Source organism: Bovifimicola ammoniilytica (assembly GCF_025567085.1).
Lineage (GTDB): Bacteria > Bacillota > Clostridia > Lachnospirales > Lachnospiraceae > Bovifimicola > Bovifimicola ammoniilytica.
The window spans coordinates 25,400-47,987 of the sequence record NZ_JAOQJN010000001.1 but is presented as its reverse complement, the minus strand read 5'-3'; the positions used below and the strand labels follow the sequence as shown (position 1 = coordinate 47,987).

The following is a 22,588-nucleotide window of genomic DNA, read 5'->3' as shown; positions in this document are numbered from 1 at the left end:
AATTCTTAATTAATATCATTTTAAATACTACTTTAATATTCTGAGATATTTATATAAAAGTTTTATCTCATTATAAATATTTCTTAAGTGTATCTACTCTGTCTAATTTCTCCCATGGTAAATCAAGGTCGTTTCTGCCAAAATGTCCATAAGCTGCTGTCTGTTTGTAGATTGGACGTCTTAAGTCTAACATCTTGATTATTCCTGCCGGACGTAAATCAAAGTTCTCTCTGATTATCTCAACTAATTTTGCATCCGATATTTTACCTGTTCCATATGTGTCTACCATTATAGATGTTGGCTGTGCTACACCGATTGCATATGAAAGCTGTATTTCACATTTATCAGCAAGTCCTGCTGCAACAATATTTTTAGCAACATATCTTGCTGCGTATGCTGCTGAACGGTCAACCTTTGTACAGTCTTTACCGGAAAATGCACCGCCGCCGTGACGTGCGTATCCGCCATAAGTATCTACGATAATCTTACGACCTGTTAATCCACTGTCTCCGTTTGGTCCACCGATAACGAATCTTCCTGTTGGGTTAATGAAGAATTTTGTTCTCTCGTCAACTAATTCTTTAGGAAGAACCGGATCAAATACATATTTCTTGATATCTTCATGTATCTGTTCCTGTGTTACTTCTGCATCATGCTGTGTTGAAAGTACAACTGCATTTAAGTGAATTGGCTTGCCATTTTCATCATATTCTACTGTAACCTGTGTTTTTCCATCAGGACGAAGATAGCTTAATGTTCCATTCTTACGAACTTCTGTAAGTTTAAGTGCTAATTTATGTGCAAGTGCAATAGGATATGGCATATATTCTTCTGTTTCATTTGAAGCATATCCAAACATCATACCCTGGTCTCCTGCACCAATTGCTTCGATTTCTTCATCTGACATTGTATTTTCTTTAGCTTCAAGCGCTTTATTTACACCCATAGCAATATCTGTTGACTGCTCGTCAAGTGCAACCATAACTCCACAAGTATGTCCATCAAAACCTTTTGCTGAATCGTCATATCCGATTTCGCATACTGTATCTCTTACGATTTTCTGTATATTTATGTTTGCCTTTGAAGTAATTTCACCCATAACAAGTATTAAACCTGTTGTTGTACATGTTTCACATGCTACACGACTCATTGGATCCTGCTCTAATAATGCATCTAAGATTGCATCTGATATCTGGTCACAAATTTTGTCAGGATGACCTTCTGTTACTGATTCTGATGTGAATAATAATTTTTCCATTTGTTTATCCTTTCTTTTTCTTGTTTACGACTACTAAAAGCAAGCTTTATGCCGTTCACCTCGTAACTTCCGTTACTCGCTCACGGACCCTCGCCCTTGCTTCGCTTTACGCCGTTCGCCTCGTAACTTCCGTTACTCGGTCACGGGCTTGCGCCCTATATTTCTAACGAATCACTCTCATTTAAAAGCAAGCTTTAATGTGAGTGATTCGTTAGAAATGCACGGCTTAAAGCTGACGTGAAAAAAGTCCACGCAGATGGTGGACTTGATTTATAGTCAATCATCTACTTATTGCTCGATTACTCGCTCAGGTTAGCACCTTCCTCAATGGGGGGTTGCTGTGGTTTCGCAGATCCCTGTATCTCCACCACTCTGAATAAGAGAATTACTCAATATGAACTTTTTAACAAGACATACACTAACAAATGTATAAGATATTGTCAATAGTTTTTTTGTAAATATACATAATTTGTTAATTCAAATAAAAATTTTATCTACTTTCTATAATATGACCTAAACTTTTCTTCGTAATATTTGGTTTCTAGTCTCTTGAATCTCTTATTATGCCATATCTTAAAATAACTCAACGGAATATCAAATATTAATAAACTAAAAATTATAAATGGCGATAATTCTACAAACGCGTTAAAATTAGGATTTATAATTTTAATATATAGCATTACAACTAAACAAATTTCATTAATAGACGAAAGCATTATAATAGCTTTCACACATTCAATACGTTGATTATCAAGATATTTATATCCAAATATCTCCTCTGGCACTTCTTTAATAAGCAAATTATATTCCGCCTCTGTTTTTAATGGTGCTATAAATAGCATTAATACTTCCATGTATATAAATACTATATATGCATATGGCAGAACATTACTTATCCCCATTAAATGTAGTAGATAAAAAATCACTACTAATCCTAATGCGATTCCTCTACACAACAAGTCAAACTTTAGTCCACTCATTTTTATTTTTTTAAATATTTTACATATATTTTTACTATTTGAAGTTTTGTTCTTTACAAATTCTACTATAATTCTTACCATTATAATTCCTATTAATAATGCAATCATTTCTACCATAATATTCTCACTTTCTGTAATATGACCTGAACTTTTCTTCATAATACTTGGTTTCTAGTCTCTTGAATCTTTTGTCATCATGTATTCTAACCATTAATACTAAAATATCAAATAATATTGAACTAAAAAGCAAACCATAAACAATTAAAAGTTTATATTTATTATAGTCTGCAATTCTTATATACAGCATCACCATAGGATATAGTTCTGATATCGATGACATAAGTACACACCCTTTTTCACGATCCAAACGTGGTGATTCGATATTGATTCTATATCCAAATATTTCCTCTGGCACTTCTTTTATCAAAAGACAGCATTCTGCCTCTACTTTCAATGGTGCTATAAATAGCACTACTATTTCCATATAGATGAATGCCAGATATGTATATGGTAATATCTTATTTATCCCTATTAAATGTAGTAGATAAAAAATCACTACTAACCCTAATGCGATTCCTCTACACATTAAATCAAACTTTAATCCACTCATTTTTATAGTTCTAAATACCCAGCTTATATTTGTACTATTTTTTGTTTTATTTCTAATGAAAGCAACTATAATTCTTGCTATTATAAGTCCTATCAAGAATCCAATCATATCTACCATAACATTCTCACTTTCTGTAATATGACCTAAACTTTTCTTCGTAGTATTGGTTTTCTAATCTCCTAAACCTCTTATCATCACGTATTCTTTCAATTAGCATCCACAAATCCAATATAATAAATATAATAATATAACTATAGTCCATAAATAATTCATATGTAATACTATCTACAATTTTTAAATATATCATTGACATTGGATAAACTTCCATTAAAGATGATATAAGTACACACCCTTTTTCACGATCTACACGTGGTGATTCAGGATTTATTTTATATCCAAATACTTCTTCTGGGACTTCCTTTATTAGCAGACAACATTCTGCCTCTGCTTTTAATGGTGCTATAAATAGCACCACTACCTCTATATACATAAATGCTATATATGTATATGGCAGAATCTTACTTATCCCTATTAAATGTAGCAGATAAAATAACACGATTAACCCTAACGCAAATCCTCTACATAGCAAGTCAAACTTTAGTCCACTCATTTTTATAGTTCTAAATACCCAGCTTATATTTGTGCTATTCTTTGTTCTATTTCTAATAAATGCCACTATAATACGTGCCATTATAGTACCTATCAATAATTCTATCATTCCTGCCATTTTATTTTCGCCTACTCTTGATAATGGAAGTCTCTTTTCACAGAGACTCCCATCTCTTTATTATCTTAATCTACTTAGCATACCATTTAGTGTTTTTATCATATTTTTACAATCCGCAATAATCTCTTTTCTATTGCTTCCTGCTCCAATACCAACGGTATCCCATAACTTATTAAGCCATTTGCTGCCTGATTTCTCCAGAGCAATCATTTCATTCTCGGCAAATATTCTTAATGCAATTATATCAATGTATTTACCATAGGCTTCTGTACTATTTTCATAATATGACCTTATTCCGCCTTGATATAAAGAGTAACCATAATCTGATTTATTTAATTCATCGCACATTATTTCTGGTATATATCCAGCCTCATATGTTCTGATTGCCTTTAGTGATGTATCGGAATATCCGGTTATCACATTAGACATTGAAACCGACACTATCGCTATTATTGCTGCAGGATTTAATTTAGAAGCCAAACTTGACATACCTATTTTGGCTAAATCTCCCCATGTGTTTTGAAATTCCTCCTTAAATGTCAACCACATATGATTATATTTATCTTCCAAAACATTATTCAGTTTTTTAGCTGCCGCTCTCATCGTCCATTCAGGTGCATTTTCTGATATTGCATTTAACAGGTCAAGATTTTCCTGCATTACATTAAGATTCTCCTGCATAGTAAGATAATCCAGATAACCTTCACCCAAACACCTTACCAATGAAGCTCCTTCACAAATCCAACCTATACTTGATATAACTTCTATAACATTACTACTACACATAGCTTTTGGTAGTTTAATTTTAAGTGTTATCTTTGTATTAATTGTATCCTGTATAGAACTTTCTTTCGCAAGAATATCATCTATCTTGTCTGCTATTCTTATAAGATTTTTATCAAGATGAGGTACTTCGACTCCCTCTCTTACTATAAAATAAGCATCTAACAGTTTATTGTATTCATAATTCAAATCAATTAAATCGTCTGTAAGTTCTACATATTTTGCCCCATCTCTTGTTATCTTCTCAACAACTGACTCTATATTTCCTATTGCATTACCTAATGTTAGGACACTTTCCATATTATCACTTACAGAATATCTGTCTCTATATGAGAAGTAATCAAGAAGCAAGTCTTCGCTTATTTCTTTTTTATCTAAATCTGTTCCATATATTGTTCTTCCAATCCATGATGTTATAGATTGGATTGATGCTCCGCTATATGCATCACTGTACATAGATGAATAATAATTACTGTCATCACGTAAAAACTTTATGTCATCGTCACCTAAGCAGATATTATTCTTGAATGCATTTGAATTGTATTTTTTTACTTCGTCATAATCTGAATATATATCCATATCTGACATTTTCTTAGTAGGATTTGATTTCATAAATACATATGTTCCCAGATGATTAGATACTACTTCAATTTCTTCACCATTCTTTAAACCGTCACCATCTAAATCATTATTTTCCTGAACCTGTTCATATGTATAACCACTCAGCACTTTATTTGCTTCTTTATTCATTATACAGTCAAATAACTTTATGCCTGTTCCGGTTCTTAACTTTCCTTCACATAATAACTTAGTATAATAATCCGATATTCCATCATTATTAGAATCTTTTTTATAATCTACTGTTTCTCCGCCAATCTGTTTATAAATATCTTCCAAATCAGTTGCAGCCGTTGCATGATAAAACTTTCCACCAGTCTGCTCCGCAAGTTGCGTTAGCAGATTAATATCCACATCACTTCCTAAACCTATTGAATATATCTTAATTTTCTTTCTGTTTGCCATATTTACTAATGTAGATATATTTTGTCCGCCCTCATTATCATATCCATCTGATAATATCATAATAATATTTCTATTATTTTTAATATCAGCTTCATCAAACTGGGCTATACTTCTCTCAACCGAAAGACACAATGCTGTTCCACCACTATTATAAGAACTGTTTATAGCATTCTTAAGAAGAGATTTGTCTGTTGTAACAGACTGCTCAAGATATGCATAACTCTCAAACAATACAACAAAACCGCTGTCTTTTTCATCCATTTTATCTATTATCAGATTAGAAACCGAATTTCTTAAATAAGCAGGATCATTCCATGACATACTGCCCGAACAATCAACTGCAAATCCAATCTTTAATGGTTTCTTCAATTCATCATCTGAATAATGTATTATTTCAGTATCCCATATCTCATCAAATTCTTTTGAATTAAGAACTATATATGATGAAAAATGTTCTAGTTTCGCTGTAATATTATTGCCATTTATTGTCTGGTTTTCTAATTTGTCTAAATACTGTTCTTCCTCATTATAATAATATATTGCAGGAACAAAATCAGGTTTGGACATTATCTCTTCACTTAATGTAAATGTTACAGTTGCACTTTCAAATTCGCCATCACAATTAAATTCATAAGCAGTCCCGATATATCCCGGCACATTACAATTTATTAATGTATCCCAGTCTCTTGTATCTATTGTGACACTTTCTAATACATTAATTGTACCCTCAACATTGATTGTCGGATATACATCTGTGTCATAATAGGTTATCATATCTTTTGCTGAATAATCCTTTTTGAACACTTCTTCATTGTCATTAATACCATTACCATCACTGTCTTTTTCAAGTGGATTAGTTCCGATATCAATTTCGTCACTATCAAGCACTCCGTCTTCATCTGTATCAGCTTTTAGAGGATTAGTTCCATATATGAAAATTTCATCATAATCAGATATGCCATCTTCATCTGTATCATATTTTGCCATATCAGTTCCATATATGAACTCTTCTGAATTTCTCAGTTTATCTCCGTCATAATCTTCATCACCATCTAATACACCATTCCCGTCAGTATCTGGATTAGTTGGCGAATAACCATATTCTATTTCATAGTAATCATTTAATCCATCGCCATCTGTATCAGGATTATTAATGTCTGTTCCAAATTTTATTTCATTATAATCCGGCAAACCATCACCATCTGTGTCCACCTCTAAATCAAATGAATAATCACTTTTATATTTAGTTCCACTATCATTCCAGCCATAGACTTTTACACAGTTTATTCCATCTTCGTATTCTTCACATGTAAGCTCTACTGAATAATTCCATAATGTTCTGTCATTACCTCTCCAGAATCTTAATTTTTCTGTTCCATCATCATTTTTAGATAGAATATATGCATAGATATGTTTTTGAACATTTACATTAACTAATCTTGGATTATACAGATTCTTATCTGCTGTAGCAATCTCTATGTCTCTTCCTGCATTACTATCCTTTGTCGCATCTGTAAAATTAGTATACATAAGTGCATTACTATTTTCCCAGTCAGTAAATGCTGATAAATCAAGATATACTATATCACCTGCACGAAAACGTATATCGTCCTCTATCTCTTTATTATCCCAATGTCCATATTCTGCACCATCTGCAAAGTATGCATTGTTATCATCTCTTCCACCTGCACTCCATGAATTCCATTGCGTATTATCACCAGGATTTAATCTGTTAAATGTAATATTATATGCTGTATCAGGAACATCCACACTCCAGCTTGTGTCATCATTTTTCTTCATTGTATAATGCTTATGCCAATTAGTATTATCAACTAATTCAATAATAGCATTATCATTCCCTATCCACTTCTCATTTGTATTATCAACTAAGTACAATGTTGTCATTTCTACATCATCAGAGGCTTTCGTCTCTATGTAAAATGCTTCCATATCCATACTTGTGCATAGCAACGCAATCATTAATATTAATGCTAATATTCTTTTCTTTAATCTTGTACTTTTTATACTCATATATACCTCCGTATTTCCTAATTAATATTGTTTATAGCTACTCTTTTGCACACTACCCTCCTTTTTTCATCTGTATGAAAAATAATCATATTGACATTATTTTCACACTCTTCTAAGGTAATATCTAGGAGTCGTACTCTTACGGAGCATTTCTGATTTATATTGATACAATGATATTATAAACATTCCCATAAAATCAAAAAATGCATAACATTATTGTTATGCAATCGTAATTTTCAGATATATTATCATAAACTCTTTAAGCCCAACATTCTACCAAACCCATATGATTGTACACCCGCAGATTCCCAAATTGCATCTACATATTTCTAAAAGTCCGCCTCTTGTTACCTTTAATCAGTTTAACATATTTTGCGGGTGTATTCAACAATTTTCGAGTTTATCTAAAAAACGCATTTCAACCTCATCAGTCAAAATGCGTTCTATTTTTATCTTATTGCCAACTTATCAACCAACCTTTAATTTGAATTTCTGTATCTCTTTTTCTGATGTAACCTTTTCGATACAGGCTCCAAGGCTTGTAAGTTTTCCCTCGAAATTCTCATATCCACGCTGAATATATCCGATATCATCTATTGTAGTAAAGCCTTTAGCTGTAAGTGCTGCAATTACAAGTGCTGCTCCCGCACGTAAGTCCGGTGCACTTATCTCTGCCCCTGTAAGCTGTTCAACACCATCAATAATGGCTGTGTTGCCTTCAACCTTTATATTGGCACCCATTCTCGCAAGTTCTGCAACATACTTAAATCTATTCTCGAAGATACTCTCTGTTACAATACTTGTTCCCTTTGATATGGCAAGTGTTACAGCTATCTGTGGCTGCATATCTGTCGGATATCCCGGATATGGTAAAGTCTTAACCTGTGTACTTCTAAGTTCTTTTGTTCCGATAACTCTTACTGCATCATCGTATTCTTCAATTGTACAGCCAATCTCTAATAACTTAGCTGTAATTGCCTCTAAATGCTTTGGAATTACATTTTTAACAAGAACATTTCCGTTAGTAGCTGCTGCCGCAAACATAAATGTGCCTGCTTCTATCTGGTCCGGAATAACTGAATACTCTGTCTTATGAAGCTTCTCAACACCTTTAATTCTGATAACATCTGTACCGGCACCTTTAATGTTGGCACCCATACTGTTGAGCATATTAGCTACATCAACTACGTGAGGCTCTTTTGCTGCATTTTCAATGATTGTGCTACCCTCTGCAAGTGCTGCAGCAAGCATAATATTAATAGTTGCACCAACTGATACAACGTCCATATAGATATGACTTCCAACAAGATGTTCAGCCTTAGTTTTTATCATACCATGCTCGATTATAACTTCTGCACCAAGTGCCTTAAATCCTTTGATATGCTGGTCAATTGGTCTTGTTCCAATATCACATCCACCCGGAAGGGCAACCTCTGCTTTACTAAATCTTCCAAGTAACGCACCAAGAAGATAATATGATGCTCTGATTTTCTTAATGTATTCATAATCAACTGTTACTGAGCTGATCGTACCACCATTTATCTTAACAGAGTTTTTGCTCTCCCTTTTAACGATCGCTCCAATACCCTCTATTGACTGCAATAGCACATTTATATCTCTTACATCCGGTAAATTCGTTACTGTTACTGTCTCATCTGTCATAATTGCTGCTGCTAAAATTGCAAGTGCCGCATTCTTAGCACCACTGATTTCTACCTCACCTTTGAGAGGAGTTCCTCCTTTTATAACATACTGTTCCATTTTGCACCTCATACAATTCAAAATCTATGATTTACTGTCAACATTCAAATTTCTTGTTCTAATTTGTTCTGTTTTGTTCTATTTTATTCTATTAGTCTATATTTATTATTCTATATTAATTTGTCAGTATCTATTAATCTGTGTTCAAAAATCAAATACTATTTTACGCTCAAATACACGCAACAATCCGTTTTCTATACTTTAAAAGTCTTATAAATCACATAAGTGTTGCGTATTCTATAATCTGATTTAATTGTCCAGCCATTAGCTGATTAATCAGATTATAGCACAAAGATTCTATTTGTAAATTACTTTTTATTTTGTTATCAATTTCTTAACAATTTTGTTATATCTTAATTAAGATAAGTGAATGGATTGACTTGCACTCCGTCCTCGATTATCTCGAAATGAACGTGTGGTCCTGTACTATTTCCCGTATTACCACTAAGTGCAATAACATCTGACTGTGACACAGACTGTCCCTCGCTTACTAAGACTTCACTCAGATGTCCGTATCTCGTACATTTTCCATCACTGTGCTTTAATGTAACACAATAACCATATCCATTCATCCAGCCTGCCTGAATAACAGTTCCATTGCACGAAGCCATTACAGCAGTTCCAATGCTACATGCCCAGTCTACACCTTTATGAACAGTTCCCCATCTTGCACCAAATGTTGATGAGAGAGTTCCTCCATTTATCGGTTTAATAAATGTTGGTGGAACAGCAGTTCCGACCTCTATAACTCTTGCCTCTGCCTGTTTAGTTATTGTTTCCTGTAAAATATCTCTGTTAGTTTCCTTGCCATTTTTATAAGTAACATTTGCTACAATCGTTTTTACACCTGCCGAACCCTCATTTAATACATTTTGCTTTGTATTATATAAGTTATCATTATACACGTATTCTACTGGTACACTGTATTCCACATCATAAGTCTGCTTCTCCGTTACAACAACCGACAATTCTGCTGATTTATCGTCTGCTGATACCATATTTATTGCTGAATTAAGTTCATTAATCTGGGATGGTTCAACATAACATGGGATAATTTCTACCTTTTCGCCAAATTTCACATCTTTAGAATCATCAATTCCTGATATGGTATCTGTTCCATTTCCTGATGAATTTTCTACAAGCTCATCATCACTACCATCACCACTTGCCATTACAGTAGGAAAATTCACACTGCTAATTCCCGCTTTAGAAATACTACAGGTAATCGTTGTATGTCCTCCTATATCATCAAGATGAAGATTCGTATTGAAATCTTCACTGTCATCATATTTATTCTTTACTGCATTGAATAAATATTCAACGTCTGCAAGTGAATTAAGTGTAATTATATATCCATCAATGTCTACAACATAAGCTTTCTGTTTTGTATCTTTTACTGACGATTCAAATTCATCATAGATTGAGGAACTAAGCTCTGACACTGAATCTGTCTTGCCAAATACTTTCTTAGACTTCTTTATATCTATATCTGCATCTACGAATTGTAATGACGCACTTTCATCATTAATCCGCCTTCTGGCTTCCTTTATGGCTTTCTGTATACTCTTATAGTTTAAGGAATTACCTGCCTTTTTTCCATTTATATAAACTGTATAATAATTATTTGTAAATGTATGCCCTGTTATTCCACTAACCCACGAAAAGTTCATTACCAAAATCATACATATAATAATAGAAGCAAATATAAATGTTAACATTATTTTCTTTGTTTTTTTTGTAAATCTATACATTGTTAATTCATCTCTTATTTCTGCAAATTTTCAACTAGCTTATCAATAGTTTTCTCCACATCTAATCCAGCTTCATCTACTACGATATCCGCATACTTCTCATACAATTTACATCTTTCATCATACAAATCTTTAAGTGTCTGTCCGTCTTTCAATACAACACCTCTGTTTTTAATGTCACCAAGACGGTTGATTAATGTATCATAATCTAATTTAAGATATATGACATCGCCTATCTGTTTATAATGCTCCATGGCTTCTTTGCCATATATGACACTTCCACCTGTCGCAATTATTGTCTTTTTACCATTAATTTCCGAATTAATCTTATTCTCGATTTCTATGAAACCATCCACGCCTTCTTCTGCAATAATATCTTTTAGCAAACGTCCATCTTTCTGTTGTATCACAATATCAGCATCTACAAAATGATATCCTAATATCTTCGCTAATACCACACCGACTGTACTTTTTCCAACACCCGGCATACCTACCAGTATAATATTATTGTTCTTCTGCTCCATCATCGCTGTCCTCTTTTCGTCTGTTTTCGAAATATACAAATCTGTCTATTGCATTTAGAATATTTGCAAAATTCTCTCTTGGTGCTACATCTATATATTTCTTAAGAATCTCTGTCTCAGCATCATTTCTGTATCTTCCATAGAAAATATCAAAAAGATTATGACCTCTTACAAATATTCTTATGTTTTCCATATTATTTTTTAAATCCTGTTTATTGGAAATGCGCACATTTTTAATTCTGCACATACGTTTCATACTTGGAAGTTTATAAAGGTAATCTTTATATTTTTTCCATAGAATATTATAGAAGTCTTCTTCGCTTTTGACAACACCAATTTTTGCCATAATCTTTGGATCTAAGAAATAATTTTCAAATGAGTAATACTTAAGTACTAAAACATTTCTCGGCGTAACTCTTGGTAAATTCTCCACATCCTCTTTGCCACGCTGTGCATAGTAACTACACAACTGTTTCACAAGATATCTTGGGTTCTTACCATCACTGTCTCTTATCATAAGAAACTGGTCCTTAAGATACAATTTGTTAATATATTTAAGATTAGCATAAGTCTTTATATTAGTACAACTATTAGTCGGTATTATCGATATTCTCTGCAGCATACCATCTTCGTCATATATCTCTGAATAGTATTTTTCAAGCAGTAATGGTAATCTGTTGCTATCCTGTTTACCCTCAACAATGAATACAAAACTTACATTCATAAGGTCATTTGCAGTATAACCTAAATCGTCTAGAATATCATCAATATCTACATTCTCATTTACGGTTGTATAGAACTCATCATCTAATACCACCTGTTTAATCTGCCTGCTCGAGAAATTAAATATCATATTAGGAGAATGTGTTGAAAAAATTACTTGATTCTTCTTCGATAATCTGTACAGAATCTCACTTGCTGACTTCTGAAGATGAGGATGTAAATAACTTTCTGGGTCTTCAATCATAATAATATTTGGAACTCTGCTGCTTTCTTCAATATATGCTTCAATAAGTGATAACAGATAGATACTCTTAGTACCGGCACTCATTGTATCAATATTATTCGCTGTACCCCTGTCCTTATTGCCAAGCAATGTATTAATCTTGAAGAAGCTTTCGAAATCACAGGTTGCCTTATATTCAATATACTGGGAATGTACTCCATTCTTGGCAAAATACTTATTAACCTGCTCTGCAAATCTGTTAAGATTCTGATTGTATAATTTATATTCGAGCAATTTAGATGTTTCATGTACACTCAATTCATGTGGTTGCTTCTTCTCTATAATTCCGATGCATTCAAAACATCTGTTACACTTCTTACTCTTATCAAACATACATATGTCTTCTCTTACATCAGCTAACTCCATATTGTCCTGAAGTCTCAATAAATCGTCCTGATATTCCTTAATATTTCTTTCGTTATCGATGAAATACACCTTAGGTAAAACCTCTTTGATATATTTATTGTTCTTTCTGAAACCGTCAGAATATTTTTCTTTTCCTTCTTTATTCATTACATATATAAATGTAAGTTTATTATCCTTGTATGATGGCAGTTTCTCACAGAAATCTCTGTGCCACACCTCATATTTCTTGTATTTTGATATTATTCCACGCTCATGCAGAAGTTCTAAATCTTCCTCTTCGATATCAAGTGTAATTCCTATTTCGATATTTTTTCCACTTTCATTAAAATCCTCACTTCGTATGTCATACATTCCTGCTATAGCACGAATCGCATCTAACACAACTGTTTTACCTGTGCTATTCTTGCCCACAAGGATAAATGCATTATCAATATCCTGTATTTCTAAATGTCTTACTGACTTGAAATTATCAATAGTTATTGAACTAATCTTCATTAAGTTCCACGCCCTTTTACATTAAATTTAATATATTACTTTTTAGCTACCGAATAACCGAATTTACCTAACTTCTTGCCCAATTCAAAATATTCTCCATGTGAATATGAAACAAGTCCTGCCTTATTCAGGTTAAATTTACCTGTTTTATCCATATATTTATCATCAATATTTACAGATACTACCTCTGCGATAAACATATGATGACTTCCAAGTTCCTTAATCTCTTTAACACAACATTCAATATTTACCGGACTTTCTTCAATTCCCGGTGCTTTCACTACTTTTGAAATGCTCTTATGCAGATTCATCTCCTTGAATTTATCTACATCTCTGCCTGATTTCACACCACAATAATCTGTAGCATATGCCAAATCACTTGTCACAAGATTTACAACAAATTCCTTAGTTTCCTTAATGATGTTATACGAATATCTCTCAGGTCTCACCGAAATAGATAGCATTGCGGGATTAGTACATATAGTTCCTGCCCAGGCAACCGTTATAATATTCGGTTTCTCATTTTCACGCTGACAACTTACCATAACTGCCGGTACAGGATATAACATATTGCCCGGTTTCCAACTCTGTTTAGCCATATATACCTCTTTCTATGCATTTCCTCCATTTATCGTCTCTAATAATGCCGGAATAAACTGTTTCTTTCTAGACACTACACCTTTTAGAATTACTGAATTATTCTCTATCTTGGTATTAAATGCTTCCTCAATTATTGAATCTGCACCATTTCCCACGAATATAACCTCTGTGGATTCTGAAATTATATTTGTAAACATAAAATATATTATATTAAGTCCATGTTCCTTATATGCTTTTGACAGATAGGTACTTAATTTCTCTTTAATATCTGCAAGTTCATCTGCATTTAACGAATTAATCTGACCAACACCGATATTCATATCACCGATTGTAAATTTCTTAAAATCCTGATAGAAGATTTCTTCAGGCGATTTGCTCTTTAGATTACTTCCCGCTTTAAACATATCTGTTGAGAATTTCTCAATATTAATGTTTGCAATTTTAGCTAATTCCTCTGCCACCATCTTGTCTATTGCTGTACAGGTAGGCGAACGGAACATCAATGTATCTGAAAGAATTGCCGCACATAACAGACCTGCCATATCAGCTGGAACATTAACGCCTGCTTCCGTAAATAACTGATATATTATGGTTGCCGTACATCCAAGTGGCTGGTTTCTAAAAAATACTGGTGATACTGTTTCTAATGAACCGATTCTGTGGTGATCGATTATCTCTAATATCTCAGCATTTTCAAGGCCGTCAACTGCCTGACTTCTCTCATTATGGTCTACAAGAATTATCTTCTTCTTGTCTGCATTTAACAGGTTACGTCTTGAAATCATTCCCACGTACTTACCTTTTTTATCTTCAACCGGGAAATCCCTGTATCTTTTCTTACCCATTACACTCTTAATGTCTTCTGTAAAATCATCAGTTCTGAATGTAATAAGATTCTCTCTGCTCATAAAATAGCTAATCGACATACTCTGGTTAATAAGACGTGCAACTGTGTAAGTATCGTGTGGCGAACTTATTACTGTACAATTATGTTCTTCTGCCATTTTCCTTATGGTCATCGATACATTTGCACCCTCGCATACTACGATACAGCCAGCGTTCATCTCTATTGCGCATAACTGTGATTCATATCTGTTACCTAATATAACTAAATCTCCCTCTTCGATATAGTTCTCCATAAGGTCAGGATTAGCTGCAGCAATTAGAACCTTGCCCTCTGTATAATATGCTTCTATATTTCCACATATCATAGTTCCGTCAACTGTATCTACTATATTACTATATGCAGTATGGGCAGTAGATAATATCTTACTGTCTCTTACATCCATATATGCTTCTGCTATATCTTCAGTAGTAATTACTCCTTCTAATCTGCCATGATTCGTTATAGGAAGTGTAACTACATTTAATTCCTTCATTAAATTCCATGCTCTCTTAAGAGATATTTTACGGCTTACCCCTTTCGTCTCCCTTATTTCAATATCTTTTACCTGCGTTCCGATATCATTTACATATCCCGGTATCTCTATATTGAAATAATCTAAGACAAACTGAGTCTCTTCATTAACCTGACCTGCTCTTTTAGCCACATACTCCCTGTCATCTATCTGGTTTTTAAGATATGCATATGCTATGGCGGAACAAATAGAATCTGTATCCGGATTCTTATGACCGATAACATATATCTTATTATTTCTCATTGCCATAATCTTCTCCATTCCGCAGACACAGTTACGATGCTGGTTTCATCGATGTCTCTATATTAACATTGTCTGCATTTTTAGTATCTGTTAATGAACCTGATGAACAACTCTTAAAGTCGAAGCCAAGTCCAAATATAATTCCTAACATTATCAATGTGTATACAAGAATAATTGCTATCCATATTACAGCTGCCTTATTATATTGCATCCACTTCTTTATTCTGTTATTTTTTGCCATAATTAGTTGTGTGCCTTTCTGCTATCTTATTTCTTTTTGCTGTTTTTATTTTTCTGTGGTTTAGCTTTCTTCTCTTTCTTACCATTAACTAAACGATTAAGACCAAATGGCTGTCTCTTATTGTGCTTACGTTTTAAGAACAGATATCCTGTAAATTCACCAAATAAGCCCAACACTAAGTAAATCGCCGCAAACATCATATAATGAAAATCTCTATACAATATTATTACCGTTGGTATGTAGAATATTGCAAGTGCCAGCGGAATAAGTACACTGAAATTATATTTCTTAGAATGTATAAGGCAGGCAATAAATACAAATATTGTATTTACATTTAATAAAATCATCGGGACAAGTACCTGTGCCAGATTACCTGTAAACATACATGCAAATGGAAGTACATAAAAGAAAATGACTGCCAGACCTAATATTATGTACATTGCTTTTATGCTCTGTTCGAATTTCTTCTTATCTTTATCACTTAAATTACTATAATTCGTCAACATATCTGTTTAGACTCCATTTCTTTTTAGTTTCACTTATAATTATTCTATCTTAATTTACCTTATATAACAAGTAAAAAAACACTAAACTTCGTGACTTTTGTCGATAAAATTATTATAATATAGGATAGGTATTAAAGAAAAATTGTAGCATATTTGTATACAAAGCGGAGGTATTACGTGGAATTAAAAGACATTCAGACAATAAGTCTAAAAATCAAAGAGAATATTAATAAAGTAATTATTGGTAAGTCAGAGACTATTGATTATATTATTACTGCAATAATCGCAGGTGGACATGTTCTGCTTGAAGATACACCAGGTACTGGTAAGACGGTTTTAGCTAAATCTCTTGCCAAATCGATAGATGGAACATTTAACAGAATACAGTTTACACCGGATTTACTTCCATCTGATGTAACAGGTCTTAACATTTTTAATCAGGAGACACATTCTTTTGAATTCGTGGAAGGACCTGTTTTTGCAAATATTTTACTAGCCGACGAGGTCAACAGGGCAACACCAAGGACACAGTCAAGCCTGCTTGAATGTATGGAGGAAAAACAGGTTACAGTAGATGGTGAAACAAGAATTCTAGACAAGCCATTCCTAGTAATTGCAACAGAGAACCCAATTGAGACAGCCGGTACATTTACTCTTCCCGAAGCACAATTAGACCGTTTTATGATGCAGTTATCAATGGGTTTCCCTACACCTGACGAAGAATTGGCAATTATTGAACGTTTCATTGCATCTAATCCGATTGACGAATTAGCACCTGTATGCACGAAAGATGACATTTACAATATGGGCATTGCCGCTAAAAATGTCTATGTCGATAAATCAGTCCGTAAATATATCGTAGACATTATTAATGCTACCCGAAATAATTCTTCTATATCATCAGGCATAAGTCCTCGTGGTACACTTGCACTTCTTAAGGCAGTTCAGGTCTATGCAGCCATTAACGGAAGAGATTATGTAATTCCTGAAGATGTAAAGGCACTTGCAGTCCCTGTACTTGCGCACAGAATTATTTCATATACAAACATTGCCAAAAATTCTAACAAAGCATCCATTATTAACGGAATTCTTGACACTGTACCTGTTCCTACAGAGAATTTTCAAAACGTTATTGCATATTAAGATTAGCATAGCAAGAGACACCTTGCACCAACCACATATAGATATGATTGATGCAACACACTTTTGATACACTAATCAATTAATCTAAGTTGACAGATATATGGAGAATTTATTTATATGATATTACTCATTGCATTTGTATGTGCACTACTTCTTATGGGACTTCAGCGCCTCTTATATAGGAAGTTGTGGAATAAAAATCTTGATGTTAAAATCAGCTATAAAACAACAGATTGCGTGGCAGGTGAAGAAAACGAACTCAAGGAAGTTATTACTAACGACAAGTTTCTCCCAATTCCAATGCTTCATGTCAAGTTCGATACCCCTAAGAGTTTCGTCTTTGAAAATGAATGCAATTCATCCATCTCCGATAACTATTATCGCGATGATGTATTTACGGTTATGGGACACCAGTCTGTTACGAGAACGCTTAAATTTACCTGTACCAAGCGTGGATGTTTCTATATGCACGACACGAATATAACGTCCAGTGACTTGTTTATGAAGCTTACCTTAACTGGTAAATGCACTAACCACGCTGTAATAAATGTATTTCCACGCAAGGTTGATTTAGCATTTTTTGATATACCATTCAAGACAATAACCGGAAATTTTGTAACACAGAAAACATATATTGAAGACCCTTTTGAATTCAAAGGAATACGAGAATACCAGCCATATGACGGCATCCGTAAAATTAATTATAAAAGCTCTGCCAAATTCGGCACTCTGCAGGTTAATACATTCTTTATGACTTCGTCGCAGGAAGTCCGTATTATTCTTAATCTTGATGCACAGACTTATTCAAGAGATGACCGGCTTATCGAAAGTATTATAAGTCTTGCAAGTTCCATAGCAGAACGTTTTATACGCACCGGAGTCTCTGTCGGTTTAATTACTAATGGAGTTGACTCCTATACTAAAGAACAGATTTCTAAGGAATCTGGTGCAGGCAATCACCATATGTTATCAATTGATACAGCCCTTGCACGTATTGATACACATGCTGAAAATATTGATTTCGTACAGGTTCTTAACAATTGTTTTGATACCGTAAATGAAATGACTTATTATATTGTAATCTCTAACAATCGTAGTAATGAAATCATTAAAGCTTATGAGGAAGCGAAACTTCGTGGTGTTTCTTCGCTTCTCATCATTCCTGAGCTTAAACAGTTCGAAGTTAAAGAAGAGATTAAAGATATGATAAAGTGGGATATTGACTACTAAAAGAGGAGGACACATATTTGAAGAAAATTTTAAATTTCGCAAGTACAACAATTTATCTCATTATGTGTATCTTGTTTACTGAATTAATTTACATATATTTTTCGGATATATTCTTAAATAACCATTCAACATGGCCTGTATGCATTTCTGTTATTGCAGGAATTGTCCTAATTGATTATATAGCCAGAAGATATATTAAGAATTTAATCCTGTTCTTCTTAATACATATATTGATTATCGGAGGTTCTGTAGTCATTTCATCTGTATTAACAGACAGACTTCTGCTTGGCTGTATTTCATTTGCATATCTGCTTATGGCAATAAATTTCTGGAAAACAGATGCTAACGAAAGAAGTCGTATTGTAATCGATATACCTTTAGCTGGAATCGTCGCATTTATAATTGTCTATATACATAGTTCATATGGCCTTTCACCAATTGTCCATAACTATGCATACATTAGTGGAATTGCTTTCTTTCTCTTATATTTTATAAGAGATTATTTAGATAAATTTTTATCATATTCACTTAGCAGTGAGAATTTCTCTGATGAACTTAAACGTACATTTACAACTAATTTCTCGTTAATTGCATTATTCAATGTAATTATAGTTCTGCTGATTATGATAACAAATTCTTTCTTCTCAGACAGTAGTTTTAATATAATAGGCAGGTTTTTCAAATGGCTTGCCCGGCAATTCTTTAAACTATTTGCCCGATGCACAGATATGACTGATAAGGTTGAATCAGAGCCGGTAACAACACCTAATATCAACGATGATGGTGATGGCAATATAATCTATGCATACACTTCAAAGCATAGTGGTCCGAATATTGGCAATATTATTTTCAAAGTATTCCAGGTAGTTATATTCATAGGAATTATCGTCGGAATTATATACATTATCTATTCATTTATTAAGCAATATATGCACCGCAACAATAATACTAATGACGAAATCAAGGATACAAAAGAGATCGTTAAACGTACATCAACTTCCCCTAAGAAAGAAGATGGTTTTCTAAAGAAAATGATTTTCCATTCAAATCGTGATAAGATAAGGAAATTATATCTTAACAAAGTAAATGCAAGTACAAAGAAAAATAACCGAATCATTATAAGAAAGAGCTACACGCCTGACCAGATAAGTAATTCAATCAATAAAGAAGAGAATGATTCATTTTCTAACAGAAATCTAAATGAACTTACATCACTTTACGAAAAAGCAAGATATTCAGATGGTGAAATTACAAAAGCAGATGTAGAAAATGCAAAGCGAATTCTAGATGATAAATAAAACCGGGGTATAATCTGTAACCAGCTATTAATACGCATTGTAGTTTGTTATTCATGCCATCATAATTACTTTATATGGTGGAACTAAATGCCGCCAGATACATAAGGTTATTGCGATACAGTAAATCAAACGTGCTTCGCTTGAGCGGAGATTTACTGCACGACCTTTTGTATCTGGCGGCATATAACTTCCTCACAGTACATCATCAATCATGTGTAAATAACAGACTACTAACTATATAATTCCAAGTATGTTTGCAATAAGCACTGCTGCTGTTAATAAAGACACCCACAAGTTTACGTTCACTATCATCTTTATTCCATCAGTTTTCGTACGCTCACGTCTATTTAACTCAGTAAGAAGTTCTTCTGTTCTGCCAATTGCATCTTCATTATTATGCTCAATTATTGATTTCAGCATCGTTGGCATTGTAGCAACTCTGTCTACCTTAGCAGTAAGTTCATTAATCTTTTCTTCGTTCTTCTTTATACGATCCTCTATCTCTAATAATGTATCTGTATAATCTTTTGCATTAAGTGTTTTGATTTTAGCATCAAGAGTATCCATCACTTCTGATGAGTTCTTCTCATTAATTAGTTTCTTTACTCTCTCTAATTCCGATAAAACTGCATTTTCATTAATTTCACTTACAATTGTTTCGACTCTATGTATTTCATTAATAACTTCATTTACATTAATGGCATCTAATTTAGTATTCGCTTTAGCTACCTCATCTAATACTGAATCAGAATTGATATTCTTAAGTGCCTTATTAATCTTGTCTATCTCGATTAATAATACATCAGAATTAACCTGTGACATAGTCTCATTGATAGTTGATAATTCGTTTATTATCTGATCAAAGTTGATTCCCTTAACTGTCTCGTTGACTTTCTGAATCTCAACTAACACTTCATTTGAATTAATCTCGTCAATCGATTTATTAATCTTATCAATGCCCTCTTTGACATCATATACATTCATATCATTAAGCAATGTATCTATTCTGCTGATAGCTTCTAATATATCATTATTACTGATTTCTTCGAGAGACTTCTGGACTTTATTTATACTTTCAATTATATTCGAATCATCATATACCTCAATTGATTTATTGTCCTCTGCTTCACGCATTGCATTAAGTTCAGACTCAATCTTTCTGCTGATTCCTCTTAAGAATTTGGCATTTTCCATATTCTGGGCTTTTAAATCTTCAATTCTTGAATTAATATTCAATAAGATTTTCTTCTCGTCATTAGCTGACAGATTCGAATTATTAATTCCTGTTGGTGTCTCCTGTTTCTTTATTACTGTTGTGAGTAGACCCATAACCCATTCCTCCTTTTTTCCTGTATGTTTATGATATTTTTATTAATTTTGATATTATAATGATTTATTCCTGCTTGCTATAATCAATGCACTGCATATCTACCTTAACTATCTTCCATGCATCATCTATCAGATTAAGATATACTGTTGCCGTAGATGTTCCTGCACCGTAATAATTCTCTACAATTCCACTAAGCATTGAAGTTCCTGTAACTGCCGCAAATTCATAGTTATATGTAACTTCCACAATTACCTTATCAGGATATGTGAAAGATTTAATCTTTGGCGAAAGCGTTTTCATATCAAGTATTCGTAATGATGCACCGTCAGGCTGTTCTATCGCTGCATCTAATGCATCAAATGTTGCTTTGGCTGAGGCCTTTGCCTCTTCTGTATTAGCATACAAATCACAAATATTTTCGTAATTCTTCGTCTTATCCATTGCATATTCATACATCGTCTTTACAATAAATGTAGAATATTCATAAATCTTCTGCTTTACATCAGGTTTCATTGCAAAATCTTCTGTCGTAATCTCCACATTTGCATTATTATCTGTAACATATTCTGTCTTGGTAATCTCACCTGAATCATCTAATGTTACTGAAATCGTGTGGTCACCTGAAAACATTTTATCAATTACATAAATATCCTTTGTGCCATCTTCTGATGTACTCCTCTTATATGAGCTTATATCTTTACCATCCATAAATACCTGTTTACCTACCGGAACAACGATATTATAATCACTTATAAATAACCTGTCCACATCAACTTTCCATGTACTGAAAAATACATGTGTATGCTTCTTCTGTTTATGTAAAGTTATCGTATATGTCTTAGGCGAATCATCATTACCAATGTAATACGTTACAACATATATAATCTTGTCGCCTTGCTCAACCGGTTTACTAAGCTTGTATCCCTTGATTGAACCATATATTTTCTCGCCCTCACATTTATTTCTAAACTTATCCAAATCAATGAAATCTGTCTCTTTTACTTCTATCATTTTATACATTTCCGTATAATTATTAGTGACATAATAAGAGAAATATTCCTCTGCATATCTGTATGGAGAACTTGCTCTTTTACCGAGTGCAATGAATATACCAAGTCCGCCGCATACAGCTAATACAAAGACTATCTTTAGAAATTCTCTAAAGAATGATATTATTCTCTTCTTCACACTCTTCTTTGGTTTTTCTGCTGCTTTCTCACCATCATCGGATTTTTTATTATTAAATAATTTCATCAGTTAATAC

At 33.3% G+C, this 22,588-nt stretch carries 18 protein-coding genes and 1 riboswitch; of the genes, 3 read left to right on the top strand and 15 right to left on the bottom strand.

The window, feature by feature from the left end:
* Positions 1–70: 70 nt before the first annotated feature.
* The 13 genes from metK to OCV48_RS00180 all read right to left on the bottom strand — a co-directional run bounded on the left by metK (position 71) and on the right by OCV48_RS00180 (position 16,323).
* Entirely contained in the window at positions 71–1,258 is a 1,188-nt protein-coding gene (gene metK, locus OCV48_RS00240) for a methionine adenosyltransferase (protein ID WP_021982314.1), read from the bottom strand.
* 285 nt (positions 1,259–1,543) lie between these two features.
* Positions 1,544–1,641, bottom strand: a riboswitch (SAM riboswitch).
* A 111-nt stretch (positions 1,642–1,752) separates the two neighbouring features.
* Positions 1,753–2,397, bottom strand: coding sequence for a hypothetical protein (locus OCV48_RS00235; RefSeq protein ID WP_021982313.1), 645 nt, complete (start codon positions 2,395–2,397; stop codon positions 1,753–1,755).
* Entirely contained in the window at positions 2,363–2,965 is a 603-nt protein-coding gene (locus OCV48_RS00230; RefSeq protein WP_021982312.1) for a hypothetical protein, read from the bottom strand. The genes OCV48_RS00235 and OCV48_RS00230 overlap by 35 nt, the downstream gene beginning before the upstream one ends.
* Before the next feature lie 7 nt (positions 2,966–2,972).
* Positions 2,973–3,575: a hypothetical protein gene (locus OCV48_RS00225; RefSeq protein WP_021982311.1), complete on the bottom strand. Its 603-nt coding sequence runs from the start codon at positions 3,573–3,575 to the stop codon at positions 2,973–2,975.
* Positions 3,576–3,635: 60 nt separating this feature from the next.
* Positions 3,636–7,412 carry a vWA domain-containing protein gene (locus OCV48_RS00220; protein ID WP_147590786.1) on the bottom strand — a complete coding sequence of 1,259 codons (3,777 nt, stop codon included), beginning with the start codon at positions 7,410–7,412 and terminating at the stop codon, positions 3,636–3,638.
* 468 nt (positions 7,413–7,880) lie between these two features.
* Positions 7,881–9,173 (bottom strand): UDP-N-acetylglucosamine 1-carboxyvinyltransferase, encoded by a 1,293-nt coding sequence (locus OCV48_RS00215; protein WP_021982309.1) that lies wholly within the window; start codon positions 9,171–9,173, stop codon positions 7,881–7,883.
* 353 nt (positions 9,174–9,526) lie between these two features.
* Positions 9,527–10,924 (bottom strand): peptidoglycan DD-metalloendopeptidase family protein, encoded by a 1,398-nt coding sequence (locus OCV48_RS00210; RefSeq protein WP_021982308.1) that lies wholly within the window; start codon positions 10,922–10,924, stop codon positions 9,527–9,529.
* Between the two features lie 14 nt (positions 10,925–10,938).
* A complete protein-coding gene (locus OCV48_RS00205) occupies positions 10,939–11,448 on the bottom strand; it encodes a shikimate kinase (RefSeq protein ID WP_021982307.1) in 510 nt (169 codons plus the stop codon).
* Positions 11,429–13,315, bottom strand: coding sequence for an ATP-dependent nuclease (locus OCV48_RS00200; protein WP_021982306.1), 1,887 nt, complete (start codon positions 13,313–13,315; stop codon positions 11,429–11,431). The genes OCV48_RS00205 and OCV48_RS00200 overlap by 20 nt, the downstream gene beginning before the upstream one ends.
* A 35-nt stretch (positions 13,316–13,350) precedes the next feature.
* Positions 13,351–13,914 carry a flavin reductase family protein gene (locus tag OCV48_RS00195; protein WP_021982305.1) on the bottom strand — a complete coding sequence of 188 codons (564 nt, stop codon included), beginning with the start codon at positions 13,912–13,914 and terminating at the stop codon, positions 13,351–13,353.
* A 12-nt stretch (positions 13,915–13,926) separates the two neighbouring features.
* On the bottom strand, positions 13,927–15,576 hold the full coding sequence (locus OCV48_RS00190) for a putative manganese-dependent inorganic diphosphatase (protein ID WP_394803210.1): 1,650 nt from the start codon (positions 15,574–15,576) through the stop codon (positions 13,927–13,929).
* A 31-nt stretch (positions 15,577–15,607) separates the two neighbouring features.
* Positions 15,608–15,817, bottom strand: coding sequence for a hypothetical protein (locus OCV48_RS00185; RefSeq protein ID WP_021982303.1), 210 nt, complete (start codon positions 15,815–15,817; stop codon positions 15,608–15,610).
* A 26-nt stretch (positions 15,818–15,843) separates the two neighbouring features.
* A complete protein-coding gene (locus OCV48_RS00180; RefSeq protein WP_021982302.1) occupies positions 15,844–16,323 on the bottom strand; it encodes a hypothetical protein in 480 nt (159 codons plus the stop codon).
* A gap of 177 nt (positions 16,324–16,500) precedes the next feature.
* Between OCV48_RS00180 and OCV48_RS00175 the strand changes: the two genes are divergently transcribed.
* The 3 genes from OCV48_RS00175 to OCV48_RS00165 all read left to right on the top strand — a co-directional run bounded on the left by OCV48_RS00175 (position 16,501) and on the right by OCV48_RS00165 (position 19,994).
* Positions 16,501–17,466, top strand: coding sequence for an AAA family ATPase (locus OCV48_RS00175; protein ID WP_021982301.1), 966 nt, complete (start codon positions 16,501–16,503; stop codon positions 17,464–17,466).
* Between the two features lie 117 nt (positions 17,467–17,583).
* Positions 17,584–18,696, top strand: coding sequence for a DUF58 domain-containing protein (locus OCV48_RS00170; protein ID WP_147590784.1), 1,113 nt, complete (start codon positions 17,584–17,586; stop codon positions 18,694–18,696).
* A gap of 17 nt (positions 18,697–18,713) precedes the next feature.
* Positions 18,714–19,994, top strand: coding sequence for a hypothetical protein (locus tag OCV48_RS00165; protein ID WP_147590783.1), 1,281 nt, complete (start codon positions 18,714–18,716; stop codon positions 19,992–19,994).
* 234 nt (positions 19,995–20,228) lie between these two features.
* On the opposite strand, the gene OCV48_RS00160 is transcribed toward OCV48_RS00165, so the two are convergent.
* On the bottom strand, positions 20,229–21,323 hold the full coding sequence (locus OCV48_RS00160) for a V-type ATP synthase subunit I domain-containing protein (protein WP_021982298.1): 1,095 nt from the start codon (positions 21,321–21,323) through the stop codon (positions 20,229–20,231).
* A 64-nt stretch (positions 21,324–21,387) separates the two neighbouring features.
* Positions 21,388–22,578 (bottom strand): hypothetical protein, encoded by a 1,191-nt coding sequence (locus tag OCV48_RS00155; RefSeq protein WP_021982297.1) that lies wholly within the window; start codon positions 22,576–22,578, stop codon positions 21,388–21,390.
* Positions 22,579–22,588 lie beyond the last annotated feature (10 nt).